The organism is Alkalibacterium sp. m-11, from assembly GCF_054658155.1.
In genome coordinates, this window is record NZ_BAAGIR010000035.1 from 1 (window position 1) to 20,638 (window position 20,638).

20 protein-coding genes are annotated in these 20,638 nt (G+C 43.0%); 19 read left to right on the forward strand and 1 reads right to left on the reverse strand.

Annotated elements, in window-relative coordinates; all coding sequences use genetic code 11:
- The 5 genes from ACYQ2O_RS05450 to ACYQ2O_RS05470 form a co-directional block, all read left to right on the forward strand.
- On the forward strand, positions 1-449 hold a 449-nt coding region (locus ACYQ2O_RS05450), incomplete at its 5' end, for a transposase (RefSeq protein WP_459796158.1).
- Between the two features lie 227 nt (positions 450-676).
- Positions 677-1,885, forward strand: a complete 1,209-nt coding sequence (locus ACYQ2O_RS05455) for an AI-2E family transporter (protein WP_459796159.1) — start codon at positions 677-679, stop codon at positions 1,883-1,885.
- Positions 1,886-2,008: 123 nt separating this feature from the next.
- On the forward strand, positions 2,009-2,644 hold the full coding sequence (locus ACYQ2O_RS05460; protein WP_459796160.1) for a TetR/AcrR family transcriptional regulator: 636 nt from the start codon (positions 2,009-2,011) through the stop codon (positions 2,642-2,644).
- 2 nt (positions 2,645-2,646) lie between these two features.
- Positions 2,647-4,368, forward strand: coding sequence for an ABC transporter ATP-binding protein (locus tag ACYQ2O_RS05465; RefSeq protein WP_459796161.1), 1,722 nt, complete (start codon positions 2,647-2,649; stop codon positions 4,366-4,368).
- Complete coding sequence (locus ACYQ2O_RS05470; protein ID WP_346024150.1) at positions 4,368-6,242, forward strand: ABC transporter ATP-binding protein; 1,875 nt, start codon at positions 4,368-4,370, stop codon at positions 6,240-6,242. Before ACYQ2O_RS05465 ends, ACYQ2O_RS05470 begins: the two co-directional genes overlap by 1 nt.
- A gap of 176 nt (positions 6,243-6,418) precedes the next feature.
- Here the strand turns inward: ACYQ2O_RS05470 and manA are convergent, their stop codons facing one another.
- Positions 6,419-7,375, reverse strand: a complete 957-nt coding sequence (gene manA / locus ACYQ2O_RS05475; RefSeq protein ID WP_346024149.1) for a mannose-6-phosphate isomerase, class I — start codon at positions 7,373-7,375, stop codon at positions 6,419-6,421.
- 196 nt (positions 7,376-7,571) lie between these two features.
- Here manA and ACYQ2O_RS05480 point away from each other — a divergent pair, with 196 nt between their 5' ends.
- From ACYQ2O_RS05480 to ACYQ2O_RS05545, 14 genes are all read left to right on the forward strand, one after another.
- The gene (locus ACYQ2O_RS05480) at positions 7,572-8,162 is read left to right on the forward strand and encodes a thymidine kinase (RefSeq protein ID WP_091266009.1); all 591 of its coding nucleotides are present in this window, start codon (positions 7,572-7,574) and stop codon (positions 8,160-8,162) included.
- A 41-nt stretch (positions 8,163-8,203) separates the two neighbouring features.
- Positions 8,204-9,280, forward strand: coding sequence for a peptide chain release factor 1 (gene prfA, locus ACYQ2O_RS05485; RefSeq protein ID WP_346024154.1), 1,077 nt, complete (start codon positions 8,204-8,206; stop codon positions 9,278-9,280).
- Positions 9,270-10,139, forward strand: a complete 870-nt coding sequence (gene prmC, locus ACYQ2O_RS05490) for a peptide chain release factor N(5)-glutamine methyltransferase (RefSeq protein ID WP_346024148.1) — start codon at positions 9,270-9,272, stop codon at positions 10,137-10,139. The genes prfA and prmC overlap by 11 nt, the downstream gene beginning before the upstream one ends.
- 8 nt (positions 10,140-10,147) lie before the next feature.
- Positions 10,148-11,167 carry an L-threonylcarbamoyladenylate synthase gene (locus ACYQ2O_RS05495; protein ID WP_346024147.1) on the forward strand — a complete coding sequence of 340 codons (1,020 nt, stop codon included), beginning with the start codon at positions 10,148-10,150 and terminating at the stop codon, positions 11,165-11,167.
- An 83-nt stretch (positions 11,168-11,250) separates the two neighbouring features.
- Entirely contained in the window at positions 11,251-11,880 is a 630-nt protein-coding gene (gene upp, locus ACYQ2O_RS05500) for a uracil phosphoribosyltransferase (protein WP_346024146.1), read from the forward strand.
- Between the two features lie 158 nt (positions 11,881-12,038).
- On the forward strand, positions 12,039-12,269 hold the full coding sequence (locus ACYQ2O_RS05505) for a DUF1146 family protein (protein WP_091265997.1): 231 nt from the start codon (positions 12,039-12,041) through the stop codon (positions 12,267-12,269).
- Between the two features lie 209 nt (positions 12,270-12,478).
- Positions 12,479-13,783: a UDP-N-acetylglucosamine 1-carboxyvinyltransferase gene (murA, locus tag ACYQ2O_RS05510; protein ID WP_459796162.1), complete on the forward strand. Its 1,305-nt coding sequence runs from the start codon at positions 12,479-12,481 to the stop codon at positions 13,781-13,783.
- A gap of 343 nt (positions 13,784-14,126) precedes the next feature.
- Positions 14,127-15,119: a rod shape-determining protein MreB gene (gene mreB, locus ACYQ2O_RS05515; RefSeq protein ID WP_346024145.1), complete on the forward strand. Its 993-nt coding sequence runs from the start codon at positions 14,127-14,129 to the stop codon at positions 15,117-15,119.
- 48 nt (positions 15,120-15,167) lie between these two features.
- Positions 15,168-15,356, forward strand: a complete 189-nt coding sequence (locus ACYQ2O_RS05520; protein WP_091265989.1) for a DNA-directed RNA polymerase subunit beta — start codon at positions 15,168-15,170, stop codon at positions 15,354-15,356.
- Positions 15,357-15,484: 128 nt separating this feature from the next.
- Positions 15,485-15,829: a single-stranded DNA-binding protein gene (locus ACYQ2O_RS05525; protein ID WP_346024144.1), complete on the forward strand. Its 345-nt coding sequence runs from the start codon at positions 15,485-15,487 to the stop codon at positions 15,827-15,829.
- Between the two features lie 201 nt (positions 15,830-16,030).
- Positions 16,031-16,738 carry a response regulator transcription factor gene (locus tag ACYQ2O_RS05530; protein WP_346024143.1) on the forward strand — a complete coding sequence of 236 codons (708 nt, stop codon included), beginning with the start codon at positions 16,031-16,033 and terminating at the stop codon, positions 16,736-16,738.
- Positions 16,716-18,170, forward strand: coding sequence for a HAMP domain-containing sensor histidine kinase (locus ACYQ2O_RS05535; protein ID WP_346024142.1), 1,455 nt, complete (start codon positions 16,716-16,718; stop codon positions 18,168-18,170). The genes ACYQ2O_RS05530 and ACYQ2O_RS05535 overlap by 23 nt, the downstream gene beginning before the upstream one ends.
- A gap of 216 nt (positions 18,171-18,386) precedes the next feature.
- Positions 18,387-19,946: an LTA synthase family protein gene (locus ACYQ2O_RS05540; protein WP_459796163.1), complete on the forward strand. Its 1,560-nt coding sequence runs from the start codon at positions 18,387-18,389 to the stop codon at positions 19,944-19,946.
- A complete protein-coding gene (locus tag ACYQ2O_RS05545) occupies positions 19,927-20,460 on the forward strand; it encodes a hypothetical protein (RefSeq protein ID WP_459796164.1) in 534 nt (177 codons plus the stop codon). Before ACYQ2O_RS05540 ends, ACYQ2O_RS05545 begins: the two co-directional genes overlap by 20 nt.
- Positions 20,461-20,638 lie beyond the last annotated feature (178 nt).

Sequence of the window (20,638 nt, forward strand, 5' to 3'; positions counted from 1 at the left end):
ATACAGCCGTTCATGTTCAAGCGCACCTGGAAGTGTCTCATGAATCAGGGATTATCAGTGATCAATTGGTTCAGCTGGGAAAATCGACCTACCTGACGGGTTTGTTTCGCTTAGTAACGATTGAACGTAAGCATCAATCGAATCTACGTATCCTGACGAACCGAATGGATCTTTCAGCAGAGGACATCGGAAAGATGTATCAATCAAGATGGCAGATCGAGTTGTTTTTTAAGCACATCAAACAACATTTTACCATTAAAACGTACTATTCACAGTCTGAACAAGGCGTAGAGAATCAAGTGATTCTTGCGATGATTGTCTACTTACTGACGTTACTGATGAAACTGGAATTACGCTTGAAATCAAGCCTCTTCACTGTTTTGAGACAAATCAGAGCGTTACAGTATGAACCGTTTGCGTATTTCAAAGAATCGTTCGCACCTGGTTAAGTGAAAGAGAATACAAATGGACTAATCCACAACTGAATAACCCTAAAAATTTCTGGAAAAAGTCATCCCTTGCGCCAGCACTTGACTTTTTTGGAAATTTTAACGAAAACCATTTGTGACGAAAGTAACAATCTATGGAAATCATTTATTCTAAGTTTTATGCAACACTAGTGTAAAAATATATAGAATATGCTAAACTGATAGTGTAGACAGAAAGGAGCGTGGGTATGGACAAGGATCTGAATGAGAAAAAATCGAGCCAGTGGAGTAAGACCTGGTTCTGGAAAAGAGTCATCAACAATAAAATAGTTTCAGGCTTAGTCATAACTTTTCTCCTGTTTGTCAATATTTATATGCTCACCCGTATCTCCTTCATCTTCAGACCTGTAGGCATCATTTTAGAAATCGTAGGTCCGCCGCTTATTTTCGCGGTCATTTTCTACTACCTGTTAAATCCGATCGCCGACTGGCTGGAGAAAAAAAGATTTTCAAGAAACACTGCCATAGCCTTCATGTTCAGCATGCTCATCCTGCTGATCGTAGGGGGCATTAACTTCATCTTACCGATCATCAGAGAACAGCTTAATTCTCTGATAACCAACTGGCCCGTTTACTGGAATAACTTGATGCTTCAGCTTGACAGTCTTTTGAATACTCAGGCCTTCACTGACTTTATGGATCAGCTGAGCGAAACAACGGTACTTGAAACAGTGACTAATCAGACGACGAACTTACTGAATGTAACAATGGGGAGCATAGGTTCATTCATTGGTACAGTTACTCAAGTCTTCATAACTTTGTTTACTATGCCATTTGTTCTCTATTATCTTCTGAAAGACGGGGAAAAAATACCGCCTTTCGTATCTAAATACATTCCAATTCAGGCTAGAGAAAAAACCAATCAGCTTTTCTCGGAAATCAACAAGCAGGTCAGCTTCTATGTTAGAGGCCAGCTGATCGTAGCTATTTCAGTTGGTTTCATATTCTGGATCGGTTTCACCATCGTGGGACTAGATTTTGCGCTGACACTAGGTGTTTTTGCAGGGTTTCTGAATCTGATTCCTTATCTCGGGTCATTTGTAGCGAGCATTCCTGCACTGATCATCGCTATCGTCGATTCACCTTTTATGTTGTTCAAAGTTCTGATTGTTTTTGGGGTAGAGCAGATTCTGGAAAATCGGATCATCTCGCCTCAGATCATCGGGAACACATTGAATATTCATCCGGTCAACATCATCTTTCTGCTTCTGATTGGTGGAAGGCTATTCGGTCTGATGGGAATCGTATTCGGTATACCGGGATATGCAATCATCAAAATTATCGTGTCCATGGCATTTGACTGGTACCGCGCCACTACAGGATGGTATGACGTAGAAGAAGCACCTGTCAATACACAGGAAGCGCTTGTCAAAGTGAAAAATAGAGAGGATACCTGACAGTTCACTTCTTGAAAAAGTCGTGAACTTTCTTTTTCAGGTTGATTTATGACACCATGTCACATATAATACCATATTATGACAGTATGTCATTTTCACTTCACAATGGAAGGACTGAATAGTGTGCCATCCCAGACATTTTTTAATTTGTCGGAAGAAAAAAGGCAACGGCTCATTGCCGGTGCGATGAAGGAATTCTCTGAAAAATCATTGAACGATTCCTCTATTTCAAATATTGTCAAGAACTCAAACATCTCACGAGGAAGTTTTTATCAATATTTTGAAGATAAGAAAGACCTTTACTTTTTTCTGATAAGCAAGTTCAGATATAATTACAGGCAGCTGATGTTTAAAAGCTTTGAAGAAAAAGACGGAGACTTCTTTGAAGGATATAAAGTGTTTGGTGAAAAATACATCAAATATATTATGGAATCAGAAAAGTTCGGATTTTTTGAGAATATGTACATGCACATGAATTATCAGATCAATCAGGAAGCCCGAGTCGATTTTGACAAGACAGGCTATCAGAAACTTCCTGACGGGAAACGGATACTTGATGTCGTTGATCGATCTCAGTTGAAGATGGAAACTGAAAAAGAAGTGATCGATATTTTGAGATATATTCTGAGTATGCTGAACGACACCATTATGGAAGGGTTCTGGAAGGAATTGTCCGTTTCCAGCACACAGGAGCTTTTTATTAAACGGCTGAGCTGGATTACGTATGGTGTGAAAATAAACAATAAAGAAGAGGATTAATTATGTTAAAACTAGCAAGATGGATGAACCCCTGGCGCGTAGCTTTAAGTCTGTTTTTTATGGGACTTCAAGTAGTTGGGATGCTGGCGATGCCGACGATTACTGCAAACATCATCGACTTTGGTGTTGCTGAAGGAGACATTGGCTACATTACCCGAACAGGTCTGCTGATGCTTGGCTTTACTTTTCTAACCATCGTTTCCGCATTACTGAATGTCTATTTCGGGGCGAAAGAATCTCAGGGACTTGGGGATACGATACGTCGTAAAGTTTATAAAATCGTGACGTATTTTACAAATGAAGAGCTGGACCGCTTTGGGACATCCACTCTGATCACCCGAACGACTAATGATGTCATGCAGATTCAATTTGTCATGATGATGGTCATTCGAATAATGACGCTGGCTCCATTTTTAATGGTCGGTGCCGGTATCATGGCCTATTCTAGAGAACCAGAACTGGCTTTTGTATTCCTTATCTCCATGCCGATACTGATTGGTCTGCTGTTTCTTATCTTGAGATTGACTAGTCCGATCTTTAAATCTCTGCAGCTGAAGACAGACAACTTGAACCGTGTCTTCAGAGAAGGACTCACAGGAATTCGTGTCATCCGGGCTTTTAATAAGGATGACTATGAAAAGGAGCGGTTCGATGAAGTCAACTGGGACTTTGCGGCGACATCAATCAAAGCACAGACCATCCTGGCATTCATGATGCCGTCGATGGTGTTTGCTGTCAGCATTACCAACATCATGATCATCTGGTTCGGCGCACAGTTTATCAGTGAAGGAAATATGCAGGTAGGTAACCTTGTGGCTTTCATGACTTACGCCATGCAGATTCTTCTTGGAATCATGATGGTATCATTTGTTCTGTTCTTCCTACCAAGAGGGCAGATTGCAGCCGCGCGTGTGCTGGAAGTACTGGATACACCTAATATCATTAAAGACCCGGATGACCCGAAAGACTTATCAATAGATAGAGAAGTCTCTCTTCGCTTCAATCACATCAATTACCGTTACCCTGGAGCAGAAAAACTGGCGCTGGATGATATCGACTTTACCCTTAAAAAAGGGGAAAGACTGGCGATCATTGGAGGAACAGGGTCAGGGAAAACGACTCTGGCCAATCTGATTCCTCGTCTCTACGATGTAGAAGATGGAGCGATCGAAATCAACGGAATCGATATCAGAGAGGTCGAGCAGGGAGCCTTGAGGCGCCTGATCGGGTTTGCTCCTCAGAAAGCTCTCCTTTTCTCTGGAACGATCAGAAGCAATCTTAAGTACGGCAAGCCTGATGCTACAGATGAAGAAATCTGGCATGTTCTGGATATTGCCCAAGGAAAAGACTTTGTAGAAAACCTGCCTAAGGGACTTGATTCGAGAGTCGAGCAGGGCGGTGGAAACTTCTCCGGCGGACAGAGGCAGCGTCTAAGTATTGCCAGAGCACTTGTTACTAAAGCAGACATCCTGGTATTCGATGATTCATTCTCGGCGCTCGACTTCAAGACAGACGCTAAGCTGAGAGAAGCATTGAAGCCGGAAACAAGAGAATCGGCAGTCGTGATTATTGCTCAGCGCATCAGTACAGTAGTGGATGCAGACCAGATCATTGTGCTTGATAGAGGGAAAGTAGTCGGAAAAGGCACACATGACGAACTGAAGCGCTCAAACAAAATTTACAAGGAAATCATGGATTCTCAGATGAAAGGAGAGGACATCTAATGAAAAACCAGACTAAAAGCGCAGCCCATATGAAGGCTAAAAAAGCCAAGGATTTCTGGGGAACGACATTCAGGCTGGTCAAGTACATGTCCACTCGTTTCTGGGGTCTGATTCTGACATTCGTTCTCGTCATAGCTGCTACAATCATGGGAACCATTGCCCCATATATCCTAGGACTGGCAACAACTGAAATATACAGAGGCCTGCAGGAAGGAACGTCCCTTCAGGAAGCTGGCCAGTCGATTCAGCAGTTCCCGATCGACTTTACACTGATCAGAAATATTCTGATTACAGTAGGAATTGTCTACATTACTCAGTCAATCTTTCAGTACTTCCAGTCATTCATAACGGCCCGTATAGCACAGAAAACTGTATATGACTTGCGTAAAGAGTTGAAAGAAAAAATGTCCACTCTACCGATCAAATACTATGATACACATTCCAATGGAGATATCATGTCCCGTGCGATCAATGACATGGACCAGATTGCGAATACTCTTCAGCAGTCTTTGTCTCAGTTCATCATCAGTGTGGTCCAGTTTGTAACAGTGCTGACCGTGATGACTGTCATAGATATTCGTCTTACACTGGTAACCATCGTCACTGTACCAATCAGTTTCCTTCTGATTGCCTGGGTAGCACCTAAGTCGCAAAGACAGTTCGCAAGTCAGCAGAGAGAACTCGGCGTTTTGAATGACCAAGTGGAAGAGACATTTTCTGGACATACGATCGTTAAGACATACAACCGGGAAGAAGATGAAATCGAAAAATTTGTCGTTCAGAGTTCCAAGCTTAATGAAGCATCATGGAAAGCCCAGTTTCTTTCAGGGATCATGATGCCTCTGGTCAGCTTCTCAAGGGACTTAGGCTACTTCGGTGTAGCGATAGTCGGTGGGATCGGTGTAGCTAACGGCACAGTCTCACTCGGTAACGTACAGGCATTTATTCAGTACGTCAATCAGTTCTCACAGCCCGTCAGACAGATCGCCGACTTGGCCAACACGATTCAAGTGACCATTGCCTCCTGTGAAAGGGTCTTTGAGATCCTGGATGAAGAGGAAATGGAAGAAACAGTATCTGGACGTGAACCTAAAGCAGATTCTCCTTATAAAATTGAGTTTGAACACGTACAGTTCGGTTACGGCGACAGCAGTGAAGATGAGTTGCTCATGACTGATTTCAACCTGACAGTCAATGAGGGAGAAATGGTTGCTGTGGTCGGCCCAACTGGAGCAGGAAAATCGACCTTGATCAATCTGCTTGAACGGTTCTACGATGTCAAAGGAGGTAGCATCCGTTATGAAGGTGTGGATATAAGAGACATCGACCGGGCAGAACTTAGAAGTCGATTTTCAATGGTGCTTCAGGATACCTGGCTCTTCAATGGAACAATCTGGGATAACATTGCATACGGTAGTCACGATGAAGAGAATTTGACTGACGAGCAGATCCTTGAGGCGTCCAAAGCGGCTCATGTGGATGATTTCGTTAGAAGACTTCCTGATGGATACAACACCGTTCTGAATGAAGAAGGAACGAATATCTCTCAAGGGCAACGTCAGCTGATTACGATCGCAAGGGCTTTTCTAGCTGATCCGGACATCCTGATTCTTGATGAGGCAACATCATCCGTCGATACGCGTACAGAAATACTCATACAGAAAGCGATGGAAAATCTTCTGCAGGACCGGACTAGTTTCGTTGTCGCCCATAGACTTTCCACAATCAGAGATGCTGATAAGATCATTGTCATGAATCATGGTGATGTGATTGAAACTGGAAATCATGATGAGCTGATGGAACAGAACGGCTTTTATGCTGATCTTTACAACTCTCAGTTCCAGTCTCCAGATGAGCAGCTGAAAGCTGTATAATGAAAAACGAATAATTTATCTGACCGTAACTTGAACCTGACATCATGTAAGGGTTCAAGTTACGGTTGTTTTTTTAGGTTCTATGTCTAATAGTTTAGGTCATAGAACCTAAAAAGGACGAGCCACGACTGCATGTCGGTGGTCCGTCCTTTTTGCGTGATTAAAAATAAGTCGATCTAGGCCTCTTTACCAGGTTGTGATGCAAAGATGTGAAGCTGTCCATTTATTTCCCAATTTTTTACAGGTTCAGGAAGGATGAAATGGTCGCCTCTTTTGAGTGAATAGGATACATCATCAACAGTCAGATCACCTTCTCCATCGAGCACACTGTAAAGCGAGTAGGGAGCATCAGCTGTAAAAGTCTGGTGCCCATTGATTTTCCAGTTTTCAACTTTGAAGAAAGGATTTTTGACAAGTATAGTCTGACTGAATCCATCTGTATCTGCTGATTCGAAAGTCAAGTCAGGATCCTGATGAGGGACAGTGGTTACAGCAAGCGAATCGATGATGTGAAGATCGCGTGTTTCGCCGTTGTCCTGCACTCTGTCATAATCGTAGACTCTATAGGTAGTGTCGCTTGACTGCTGAGTTTCGAGAATCATGATACCCGAACCGATCGCGTGGATCGTTCCACTCGGGACATAGAAGAAATCTCCGGCTTTTACTGGAATGCGTCTCAGCAGATCGTCCCACTGTCCATGATTAATCATGTCTTCCAGTTCGTCTTTTGTCTGTGCATGGTGGCCGTAGACAATTTCGCTGCCTTCTTCTGCGTCTAGAATGTACCAGCATTCAGTCTTTCCTAGTTCACCTTCTTTTTCAAGACCATACGTGTCGTCAGGGTGAACCTGGACTGATAAGTCGTCCTGCGCATCGATGATTTTAGTCAGGAGCGGAAAAACTGAATTCCCCTGATGACCAAATAGTTCTTTATGCTCTGTCCACAGATTATCCAGTGTCATCCCTTTATATGCTCCATTCATTACCGTACTTGGCCCGTTTTTATGGGCACTGATTGCCCACAGTTCCCCCGTCTTGTCACTGGGAATAGTGTAGCCAAACAGATCCTTCAGTTTTTGCCCGCCCCATATCTTTTCTTTAAACACACCTTGTAAAAAAATCGGTTCCTGCATTGTTAATCTCCTCTCGTTCCATTTCGTTCAGTTTAGCATAGAAAAGAGCCCGTGTAATAGAAACCTTTTATTTACTTTTACCTTAAGACCACGCTTGTACTTTTTAGTGTATTCACTTATAATTTATAAGGATTGATACCTTTTCGTTCGATATAATTATGACTAATTCAGTATAATAGAGAAAGTAGGTTTTTTTATGGCGCAGCTGTTTTTTCGATACGGGGCTATGAATAGTGGCAAATCGATCGAGATCTTAAAAGTTGCTCACAACTATGAGGAGCAGAATAAACCGGTAGTATTATTCACCAGTAGTCTGGACGACCGTGATGAAGTGGGGGCAATATCAAGTCGGATCGGCATCAAGCGCAAAGCAATCCCTGTCAATGACGATACTGATATCTTTGAAACGGTGAAGAGTATGGACAAATCCATCGCCTGTGTACTGATTGATGAGGCTCAGTTTCTTAAAAGAGAGCACGTGAATCAGCTGGCTCATATCGTTGATGAACTGTCGATTCCGGTCATGGCATTTGGCCTAAAAAATGATTTCCGGAATCAGCTTTTTGAAGGATCACAACAGCTGCTGATACTCGCGGACAAAATCGAAGAAATGAAAACAATCTGCTGGTTCTGTCATAAAAAAGCTATAATGAATATGCGCATGCATGGCGGAAAACCCGTTTATACAGGTGAACAGATTGTCATAGGGGGAAATGAATCCTATTATCCGGTCTGCCGGAAACATTACCATAACCCACCGATGATGAAGGAAGAAGACTTAAAATAACCGAATCAAATGAATGATGAAAGGAGCGGACACATATGAGTATGTTCGATCGCTTGGAAGAAGTAGCGATACGCTACGATGAACTGAACGAATTATTAAGTGATCCTCAGGTGATCAGTGATACTGATCGCTTCATGAAATTGAGTAAAGAGGAATCTGACTTGAGAGAAACAGTTGCGTCTTTCAGAAAATATCAGGAAGTCACATCTGAACTGGAAGATACTGAAGAGATGCTGAAAGAATCTCTGGACAGTGAAATGGAAGAACTGGCAAAAGAAGAACGTAAATCTCTGATCCAAGAAAAAGAAAGGCTTGAAGAGCAGCTGAAAATCATGCTGCTGCCAAAAGACGAAAACGACGAACGGAATGTCATCATGGAGATTCGAGGAGCGGCTGGAGGAGACGAAGCTCAGCTTTTTGCAAGTGACTTGTTCGATATGTACCAGAAGTATGCGGACAATGAAGGCTGGAAGACAGAAGTGCTTGATGCCAATTCAAACGGGATCGGCGGGTATAAAGAAATTACCCTGATGATCACAGGGACAAACGTTTACTCGAAGCTAAAATTTGAAAATGGAGCTCACCGTGTACAGCGTGTGCCTCAGACAGAATCCCAGGGACGTATCCATACGTCTACAGCTACAGTCGTTGTCATGCCGGAAGCTGAGGATGTGGAAGTGGATATTGATGAGAACGATATCCGAGTCGACATCTACCATGCAAGTGGAGCCGGAGGACAGCATGTCAACAAAACGGCATCTGCAGTACGTCTAACCCACGAACCAACCGGAATCGTTGTAGCGATGCAGGATGAACGGTCACAACTTAAAAACAGGGAAAAGGCGATGAAAGTTCTGCGTTCAAGGATCTATGACAAAATTACAACAGAAGCACAGGCTGAAGTGGATGCAGAAAGAAAATCTGCAGTCGGAACTGGAGACCGTTCTGAACGTATCCGTACGTACAATTATCCGCAGAGTCGAGTGACGGATCACCGGATCAATCTGACGATTCAGAAGCTGGATCAGATTTTGTCTGGTAAGTTAGGTGAAATCATTGATGCCCTTCTGATGTGGGAACAGTCTCGGAAAATGGAGCAGCTGAAAAATGAGTATTAATGACACTGACCCTAAAAAAACAGTTGGAGAAGTCCTGAATTGGGCTTCTTCTTTTTTAAAAATGAACAGGAGAGAGCCGTATATCGCAGAATGGGTCATGAAAGAGCTGTTCAGCTGGACGATCACTGATCTTTTATCCAGACGACGGACTCATTTAACTGAGGAACAATGGGCGGCATATAAGCAGGCGATCGAAGAATGTGCTGATGGACGTCCTCCTCAGCAAGTAGTTGGACATGAATGGTTTTATGGCCGACCATTCACGGTGACTCCAGATACATTGATCCCCAGACCTGAAACGGAAGAATGGTTTCACCGCTATCTGAAGAACCTTCCAGAAAAAGCTCTAAAAGTTCTGGACATCGGGACCGGGTCTGGTGTGCTGGCAGTCAGTCATAAACTCGAGAGGCCTCAGGATAAAGTGACAGCTGTAGACATCAGTCCAGAAGCATTGGCGGTTGCCCGGAAAAATGCCTGGAACATGGGAGCCGATGTTAATTTTATGGAAAGTGATGTGACTGAAAAAGTGACTGGTTCATTTGATCTGGTCCTGTCGAACCCGCCATATATCAGCCAGAATGAGAGAAGTGAAATGGATGAGTCTGTCCTGAATTTTGAACCTCAGCTGGCCTTGTTTGCTGATGATGAGGGCCTTTACTTCTATAAAAAGATGGCGGAAGCACTGCCTCGACTTATGAACAAAGACGGGCATATTATTCTGGAATACGGCTACAGGCAAGGAGAACAGGTAAAGGCCATATTCGAGCAGGCTTTTCCAGAAGCAGACGTTGTGATCTGGAAAGATATGAGCGGGCACGATCGAGCTTTACACGTCAGTCATATTGATCAAGAAAGGTAGTGACTACCATGAAAACAAATCGCTGGCAGCCGGAAGATATCAAGGAAGCTGCTGAAGCACTAAAAGCAGGAGAAGTTGTGGCTTTTCCGACAGAAACGGTATATGGTCTGGGAGCAGATGCCACAAATGAATCAGCAGTAAGGAAAATTTTCGAAGCTAAAGGGAGACCGAGCGATAACCCTCTGATTATCCATGTATCGAACGTGACTCAGATGAAACAGTTCGTTTCCAGCCTTCCTGAAGAGGCTGAACAGGTGATTGCTCACTTCTGGCCTGGACCTTGTACAATCGTGCTTAATAAAAAAGGGGCGCTGGCTCCATCCGTTACAGGCGGTCTGAGTACAGTAGGGATTCGGATGCCTGACCATTCGGTAGCTTTGAACTTGATAGAAGCGACAGGTGTCCCTCTCGCAGCACCGAGCGCCAACTCGTCAGGCAGACCGAGTCCGACAACAGCTCGCCATGTTCATGATGACCTGGACGGAAAAATAAGCGGCATCATAGATGGGGGGGCAACCGGTGTAGGACTTGAATCGACAGTCCTGGACTTGACGGATCCCCAAAAACCCACTATCCTCCGGCCGGGAGGCATTTCATATGAAGAACTGACGGATGTGCTAGGGACAGTCTATATCGACACACATTTAAAAGACAAGACTCATGCTCCTAAATCTCCGGGGATGAAGTATCGGCATTATTCACCGGACATACCAGTGTATATACTACCGGAAGATAAAGTGTCAGCAGAAGACGTTTTAAGCAAGCTTCATACGCAGGGAGAAACAATCGGTCTGCTTGCAAGCGACGAGCTGAATGAACATTTTGGCCACAAGGCAGACGTGGTGTTTTCACTAGGAGAGCGAGAAGTCCCACAGCAGGCAGCCAGCCGACTATATGACGGGCTGCGGGAACTCGACCGTTCTCCGGCCACAGTCATTTTAGCAGAATCGTATAAACCTGTTGGTATAGGTCTGGCCTATATGAATCGTCTTGAAAAAGCAGCCGAATGGATCGACAGGTCCTTATAAATTATTATTCTTCTGGAATATTCACCGAGCTTTCTGTACAATAGAATAGGAATTTAATACGGAGAGAGCAAAGGGGTAATAGTATGGGAAAACTTCAAGTAATCGATCATCCACTAATTCAGCATAAATTGACCATAATTAGAGATAAACGTACAGGAACTAAATACTTTAGAGAAGTCGTCAACGAAATTGCACGTCTGCTGGCATATGAAGTATCAAGAGAAATGCCGTTGGAAGATGTTGAAATCGAGACACCTCTGGTTATCTCAACTCAAAAAAGACTGGCTGGTAAAAAAGTAGTTATCGTACCTATTCTAAGAGCTGGTCTGGGAATGGTAGATGGTATGCTGGATCTGATTCCTGCCGCAAAAGTAGGTCATGTGGGCATGTATCGTGACCACGAGACTATGGAACCTGTTGAATACTTTATAAAAATGCCATCTGATTTACCTGAAAGAGAACTGCTGGTGGTCGATCCAATGCTTGCTACTGGAGGATCTGCGGTAGCTTCAATCGATGCTTTGAAAAAACGTGGCGCAACGAATATAAAATTTGTCTGCCTCGTTGCTGCACCTGAAGGCGTCAAAGTGCTTCAGGATGCTCATCCCGACGTGGATATCTACACAGCTTCATTAGATGAGAAGCTGAATGAAAAAGGCTATATTCTCCCAGGACTGGGCGATGCAGGCGACCGATTATTCGGTACATTATAAGCATCAACAGCAAGGAGTAAAAAGAACTTTGATGGATTGACTCATCGGAGTTCTTTTTCTGTTTATCCAAGGATTACCACTGTAACAATTGTGTTACAAGCATAATAAATGAAATATCACATATCGTGTGCTATTATAGTTTCGAAAGGATGAAAGGTATGACATTGACGACGTTGCAGTCACTTATTGCACTGGTTTCACATATTTTCTTTATATTAACTGCATTCTGGTCCCTGCAGGCGATACGTACGGACACACTGATCAGGAAATATCATATTCCTCAGGCCAGAACATTATATATTCTTGCAGCCATTGCAATTGGGTATACAGTCAGTCAGTTTTTTCTCGAATTTATTCTTTTAATACAACAGCTGTTTTTCTTCTTGTAACATCTCAAATAAGAATTGTACAGAACAGGAATATATGTCACAAACTTGTCATGGATAAAGGGGTTTCAATTGGTTCCTCTTTCAACAGGTATCTGGTATACTGTATCAGGCATTTCATATTCTGATTGCTTAATACATTAAATATCTGACAATTACAATTACAGTAGACAATTCGAAATAAGCTTGGTTTAAATAATGGAGGGCATGGAATGGATAAAATAATAGTTAGTGGAGGACGAAAACTCTCGGGTACAGTAGAAGTGGATGGTGCTAAAAATGCGGCACTACCAATTCTCGCTGCAACAGTTCTGGCTGAAAGCGGACAGAATGTTCTGACAAACGTCCCCTTGTTGTCTGACATTTATACAATGAATCAGGTACTGACACATTTAAATATGCCAGTATCCTTTGATGAAGATAAAAAAGAAATAATCATCGACTCAACAGATGATTTGAATAGTGAAACACCATTCGACTTTATGAGCAAAATGCGCGCATCAATTGTTGTAATGGGCCCTCTTCTGGCACGTACTGGTTATGCTAAAGTCGCGTTGCCAGGCGGATGTGCGATTGGATCACGACCGATCGATCTACATTTGAAAGGTTTTGAAGCAATGGGTGTCGATATACATATCGGCAATGGTCACATTGAAGCTTCAGTAGACAAGCTGAAAGCCGCACATATTTATCTGGACTTCCCGAGTGTGGGAGCAACTCAGAACATTATGATGGCTGCAACGCTAGCTGAAGGAACGACTACTATAGAAAACGTTGCAAGAGAACCTGAGATAGTTGACTTAGCCAATTTCCTGAACAAAATGGGAGCCAAAGTAGTTGGTGCAGGCACAGAAACGCTCAGAATCGAGGGGGTCTCTTCCTTGCAAGGGGTCGAGCACTCTATCCTTCCTGACCGAATCGAGAGCGGAACATTTATGGTGGCAGCTGCGGTTACTCAAGGAGATATCTTGATTAAAGACTGTGTCTCCGAACACAACAAACCCCTTATTTCAAAATTGAAAGAAATGGGTGTAACTTTTGTCGAATCATCTGAAGGTTTGCGCGTGATCGGTCCAGACAAGCTTAAACCAACTGATGTCAAGACGATGCCTCATCCTGGCTTCCCTACGGATCTGCAGTCTCCAATGACTATTGCTCAGCTGGCAGCTGAAGGCACAAGCATCATGAGAGAAACAGTCTTCGAGAATAGATACATGCACATGGAAGAACTGAGAAAAATGAATGCATCTTTCAAAGTCGACAGCCAGAGCCTGATTATTCACGGTGGACAAGAACTACAAGGAGCGGAAGTGGCTTCAAGTGATCTGAGAGCCTCTGCAGCCCTGGTTCTTGCCGGACTTATTGCAAAAGGCTATACTCAAGTGACAAACTTAAGCCATCTGGACAGAGGGTACTCTAATTTCCACGCTAAAATGCAGAAACTGGGTGCTGATCTGGAAAGAGTATCTGATCAGGAAACTGTTTCAGAAAAAAATAAGAGAATCTCAGCAAGCTGAGCCATGATAGTGGAATAATTAAACGGGCAGCCATTGTGCTGTCCGTTTTTGTAGTCCGTAAAGCGGAAGTACATCTTTCTGTCCAGGCTACTCGACTTCTCCAGCTTACAGGTTTATCCCAATTATATTTGTCAGGGTCAAAGCCTAAGCAGGCAGTATGGGGATTACTTGTCCAGAATGAATGAGTATAATGTGTTTCTTTTATTACTTTTATTACTACGAATAATTTTCCCAATTTATGGTTGCTCTTTTTTTCTACTTTAAGTATCATAGATAGAGTGAAAACTTTTTTAAAGAATCTCGCATTGTAATACAGCAACTGACAGTTGAGAGGAGACGAACGATGGCTAGAGATATTGGCATCGACTTAGGAACAGCAAATGTGCTGGTGCATGTTAAAGGAAAAGGAATCGTCCTGAACGAACCCTCAGTGGTCGCTCTGGATACAAAAACGAATGAAGTACTCGCGGTGGGAGAAGACGCTTATATGATGGTCGGACGTACACCGGGAAACATTAAAGCAATCCGACCCCTGCAGGGTGGAGTGATTGCAGACTTCGATATAACAGAAGCCATGCTGACATATTTTATTGATAAACTTAATGTGAAAGGGTTTCTATCAAAACCGAATATCCTGATCTGCTGCCCAACAAACATTACAGCAATTGAACAAAAAGCGATCATCGAAGTAGCGGAAAAGAGCGGTGGAAAGAATGTCTATCTTGAAGAAGAGCCTAAAGTTGCGGCTATTGGTGCAGGAATGGATATTTTCCAGCCGAGCGGCAACATGGTCATCGATATCGGTGGAGGAACAAGTGATATTGCAGTCCTTTCTATGGGCGGCATAGTAACCAGCCGTTCCGTAAAAATTGCCGGAGATACTCTGGACAACGATATTACTCAGTATATCAAGAAGAAGCACAATCTTCTGATTGGGGAACGTACGGCAGAGACTGTTAAGAAGGAAATAGGCGTCATATTCGATCATGGTCGCAATGACGAAATGGATGTCAGAGGACGTGACATGGTCACTGGTCTTCCTAGAACGATTACGATCTCATCACTGGAAGTTATGGAAGCTACGAAAGAATCCATGGTCGTCGTTGTCGAGCAGGCAAAATCTGTTCTGGAACAGACCCCACCTGAACTTTCAGCTGACATTATCGACCGGGGCATTATTCTCACCGGTGGCGGAGCCATGCTTGACGGCATTGAACTGCTTTTCGCTGAAGAATTGAAAGTGCCAGTGTTCAAGGCGGAAGATCCATTGGATAGTGTAGCTCTTGGAACAGGAATTCTTCTTGAAAACCTTAAGCAGAGAAATAAACTGTATTAAATATAGTAAGCCGATAAGTCTGGGATGTGAGTATTGGAGTGTTCGCTGATGACGTGGAAAACAATCTTAAAAGACATAGCATTTTATGTAATAAAAGTTCTAGTTGTTCTATTGCTTATAGCAGCCGCTTTTATAGGGGGAGCAATGTTAGGATACAGCGTCATTGGAGGAGCTGGGGATCCTATGGATGTTTTTAATCCGGAACTTTGGCAGCATGTATTAGACTTTATATTCTAATTTTTAGCTGTTTTGACGTTTATCTTCGGGTAAGCGTCTTTTTTTTCGTGACTTTCTGATTCTTTTAACAATATGTAATAGTAGGGAAAGAGAAATCTTTCTACTTTAATTAGAAGAGAGGAAAAAACATGAACGCCATTTCATTGATCGGAAGGCTGACCAAGGATATAGAGTTGAAAGATATTGGGGAAGGACGGCTTGTCACCAGTAATACGTTAGCTGTAAGAAAGACCTACAAGAAAGATGGAAGTAGTGATGCGGACTTTATTCCTTTTGTTGCCTGGGGAAAGCGAGCCGAACTCCTTGAAGAGTATTGTTCAAAAGGAGATCTTATTGCACTGACGGGGCGTATGCAGTCCAGGTCTTATAAAACTGAATCAGAAGATATGAGATATGTCGTTGAAATGCTTGTCGAAGATCTGGAGTTTCTCCAGAAAAAGAGCCCCGACAAAGTTGCTGCTAACCCCAGCTGAATCACTTGAAAAAAAACCGGCAGGATGACTTAGTCATCCTGCCGGTTTCTGCTGTCTAAAAAGCAGTAGGTGATATGAACCAAATTTGACGCCGGGCATGTCATACAAGGAAATTCTTCACTATTTACATTGATTTACATAGAAAATTCAACTATGGTAGGTATAATAACAGGAGCACGTATTATAGAAAGAAGGATTGTTATGCATATTTTAATGGTTGAAGACAATGAATCAGTCTGTGAAATGATCGAAATGTTTTTTCTAAAAGAAGAATGGGAGGCTACCTTTGCTCATAACGGTAAAGAAGGACTTTCACTATTTCAGGAGAATGAAAACAGCTATGATCTTGTCGTTCTTGATCTCATGCTGCCTGAAATGGACGGCATAACAATATGCAGAGAAATAAGAAAACAGTCCAGGACAGTTCCTGTAATTATGCTGACTGCCAAGGACTCGGAAAGTGATGAAGTGATCGGTCTTGAAGTTGGGGCGGATGACTATGTCACTAAACCGTTCAGTCCGCTTACTCTCGTCGCACGCATTAAGTCGCTTCTGCGCAGAGCCAATGTGAATGCCTCCGATTCAGCCAATGCTGAATATGAAATAGAAACAGAGCACTTGAAAATGGACCGGACGACTAGAGAAGTTCTACTATACAATCAAGCTCTGGATAATCTGACACCTAAAGAATTTGACTTGCTTTACACTTTAGCCAACAGCCCAAGACGAGTTTTTTCGCGTGAGCAGCTTCTTCAGCTGGTATGGGATTATGAATACTTCGGAGATGAGCGGACAGTTGATGCACATATAAAGAAATTACGTCAGAAACTGTCGGAGAATGGCCCCCAGGTAATTCAGACTGTATGGGGAGTGGGATATAAATTTGATGATACAAGATCGATCGATTAAGATGAAACTGCCGTACTTCTACCAGCTTTTTCTTGGTTTTCTGGCAGTTATCATTATTTTAATGACTGTGACGGTAGTGTCACTTGTTCATTTTGGACGGAATACTGCGGTGAGAAGCATCGAGACTCGCTTATTTCGTTATGCTGAATCGATTAAAGATGAATCGCTGGAAGGCGATGACCTCAGTACCATTCAGGAGCTCCTTTATGATCAAGGGGTATCGTTTTTTGTTTTTGACGAGACAGGCTCTCTGATTTTTCCAGAGCTTCCTCCCGATATGGAGGCGAGAGTGGTTCCCGAAGAAATAGACCGGCTGCGTAGAGGTGAGCGTCTGTCGCTGACTACAAATCAGGAAGACATGCTGGGAAACCCACGTGAAACGGCTCTGATCTATCTTCCTTATTTTGACAATCAGCAGGGAGACTATTCTGGTTTTGTGACAGTTAGTGCACCGGTCAGTCATATTGATGAACAAATGGAAGAACTGGAAGGGAACCTCTTTCAGGCATTTCTGATTTCAACAATATTAGCTGTACTGATGAGCTTTATCTTCGCTCATAATCAGGTTAAGAGGGTAAATCGTTTAAGAAAAGCAGCACATCAGGTAGCTGAAGGCGAGTACAGTATACGTTTGGACCATAAGGAAAGAGACGAAATCGACTATCTCTCAAGAGATTTCAATCGTATGGTCAGCGCGCTCAAGTTATCCCAGGAAGAAGTGAATCGCCAGGAGGAGCGAAGGAAGACATTTATGCAGGATGCGGCTCATGAGATGAGGACCCCCTTGACTACAATCAATGGCCTGCTGGAAGGACTCGAGTATGGGGTTATTCCTGAACAGCAGAAACTGAGAAGTATTCAGCTGATGCGCAAGGAGACACGCCGTCTGATCAGACTGGTCAATGAAAACATGGATTATGAAAATATCCGTTCCAATCGGATTGTTCTGAAAAAGCATTATGTGCCTCTTGGTGATATACTTGAGGAAATTAAGGAACAGATGAAAGAGATAGTTGTGGAATCAACTAACACACTGATAATAAAAGATGTTGAAGGACTTTTTGTATATTCGGACTACGACCGGCTGAAGCAGATACTGGTGAATCTCATAAAGAATGCCATGCAGTTTACTAGTGAAGGAACGATCATTGTCAGTGGAACAAAAACTGACGAAGGAGTCAGTATCAGCATTAAGGATACCGGGATAGGCATGTCTGAGGAAGAGCTGCGCTTTATCTGGGAACGGTACTTCAAAGCGGATTCTTCAAGAGTCAATACGAAGTATGGAGAGTCTGGTCTGGGACTTGCTATTGTTCAGCAGCTTGTCCAGCTTCATCAGGCTAGCATAGATGTTGAAAGTCAACCAGGCGAAGGAACCATCTTCACAGTTCACTTTCCTGATAAAGAGGAAGGGTATAGTGAAGAAGAATGAGAAAAACTTTTGAGAAATTCATTAAATCTTGAGAATATCTGACCTGTAAGGGCTTGTATGGTGGATGGAGTTAAAAGATCGTTCATTTTCATGTAAAGTCCTTTACAGGTCTGATTTTTTGGTCTATATTTATAAGTTGAAAGAGGCGTGTTCAGTACTGAATTAAACTTGTACTAACGGGCCGTCATGTCTAACAGAGATAAAGAAGGGACTTCTATGTCTAAAATAAAACAAATCTTCATGAAACAAACTGATCTATTCAGCATACTTATCGTTCTATTCTGGCTGAAAACTTATGTTGCCTACCTAATTGAATTTGAACTGGGGGTAACTGGGTGGCTTCAGCATGTCATTTTACTGATCAACCCTTTAGGGCTGGGTATCATTCTCTTTTCGGTGGCACTTTTCAGCAAAAACAAGAAACGTCGTACCTGGCTGCTGATGGGGATTCTGCTGGCGGCTACGCTGCTTCTCTATTCAAATATTTTATACTACAGAGAGTTTACTGACTTTCTGACAATGAACATTTTAGTAGGATCCAACAACGTATCCGGTGCACTGATATCGTCCACGCTGGCCATGATGAGGCCTTGGGATGTTTTGTACTGGATCGATGTTATAGTCTTTTTGGCTTTGATGTATAAGGTGAAAAGAGGCCAGTCAGTATTTGGCAGTAGACTGGATATCAGCAGGAAAGCAGCTGGGACACTTCTCTTAGGGATTCTTATGCTCGTCGGAAACCTGATGTTGGCAGAAATCAGTCGACCGCAGCTGCTTACACGGACATTTGACCGGAATTATATTGTTAAATATTTGGGAATCAACTTTTTTACAGGATACGATGTCTATCAAACAGCTAAGAATTCTCATATTAAAGCCAGCGCTGACGAATCTCATCTTGAAGAAATCGTCAGTTATGCAAAAGCTAACCGTGCTGAACCCAATCCTCAATATTTTGGAATGGCAGAAGGCCGTAATGTCATTGTGATCGCTATGGAAAGTATTCAGCAGTTTCTGATCGATTATGAGCTAGAAGATGAAAACGGCGAGACACACGAAGTCATGCCTTTTGTAAACAGTCTTTATAATAGTGAAGAGTCCTTCAGCTTCAGTAATTTCTATCATCAGACTGGACAAGGAAAATCTTCAGATGCTGAAATCCTCACTGAAACGTCTCTATATGGACTTCCTCAGGGCAGTGCATTTCAGACTCTTGGGTCATCCAATACATTTCATGCAACACCGGGGATACTGAAAAGTAAAGCTAATTATACATCAGCAGCCTTTCACGGCAATGTCGGTTCTTTCTGGAATCGTTCAGATACTTATCGGCAGTTCGGTTATGATTATTTCTTTGATGCCGAATTTTATGATCTGTCAGGAGATCGGGCGCTTGAGTATGGATTGAAAGACAAGCTGTTCTTCAGAGATTCTGTTGAGTATCTTGAGCAGCTTCCACAGCCATTCTACACCAAGTTTCTTACAGTCACACACCATTTCCCTTATCCTCTGGACGACCAGAATTCTGGGTTTCCGATTGCACAGACAGATGATTCTACAGTGAATGACTTCTTTGCCACTGCTAATTATGCTGACGAAGCGATGGAGGAATTTTTCACTTATCTGAAAAAAACAGGGTTATATGAAAACTCTATTTTTGTCATGTATGGGGATCACTACGGCATTTCCAATATGAGAAACCCTCACGTGGCTCCACTTATTGGAAAAGATCCTGAAGAGTGGGGAGAATTTCAGAATGCCGAGCGGGCAGATTGATGTGCTGCCAACCCTGCTCCATCTTCTTGGTATAGAAACGGATGATTATCTGTTTATGGGACAGGATCTACTCTCTCCGGGACATGACAGCAGCGTAGCGTTGAGGAATGGACGAGTGATCACAACTGACTACACCTTCATTACTGACCGGATCTACGACAACCAGACTGGGGAAGAATTATCCGAGCAGTTTACTGAAGCAGAACGTCTTGAACTTCTCGCAGAACGAGACCGTGCTCGAATGGAAATGAATCATTCGGACAGACTGATGTCCATGGACTTGCTCAGATTCTATCAGCCTGAAAGTCTGACAAAACTGGATCCACTGGATTATACCTATTCCAATCAGATGGACATTCTTCAGAACCATCCAGAAAAACAGACGAGTGTAATTGAGAAGAACGACGGTCATTCCACACTTGAACTTTATGAAACAGATGCTCCTGAAATCAGGGAAAAGATGGATTATATCTATCGTCCGAAACCTGGACTGATGGAAAGAATCAGGAACTAATAGAATGAAGAATGATAAGAAGAGAGATGAACAGACTGTTTGTCTCTCTTCTTTTCGTGCGCCCGGCATGGGCGACAACTTGGTGGTGAAAGTCCACTACAGACTTGGCAGTAGGAACTGTTAGCGAAAGTCAAGGGTGTCCGCCGTGAGGCGGAATCTGAAGGAAGACGGACGCAAA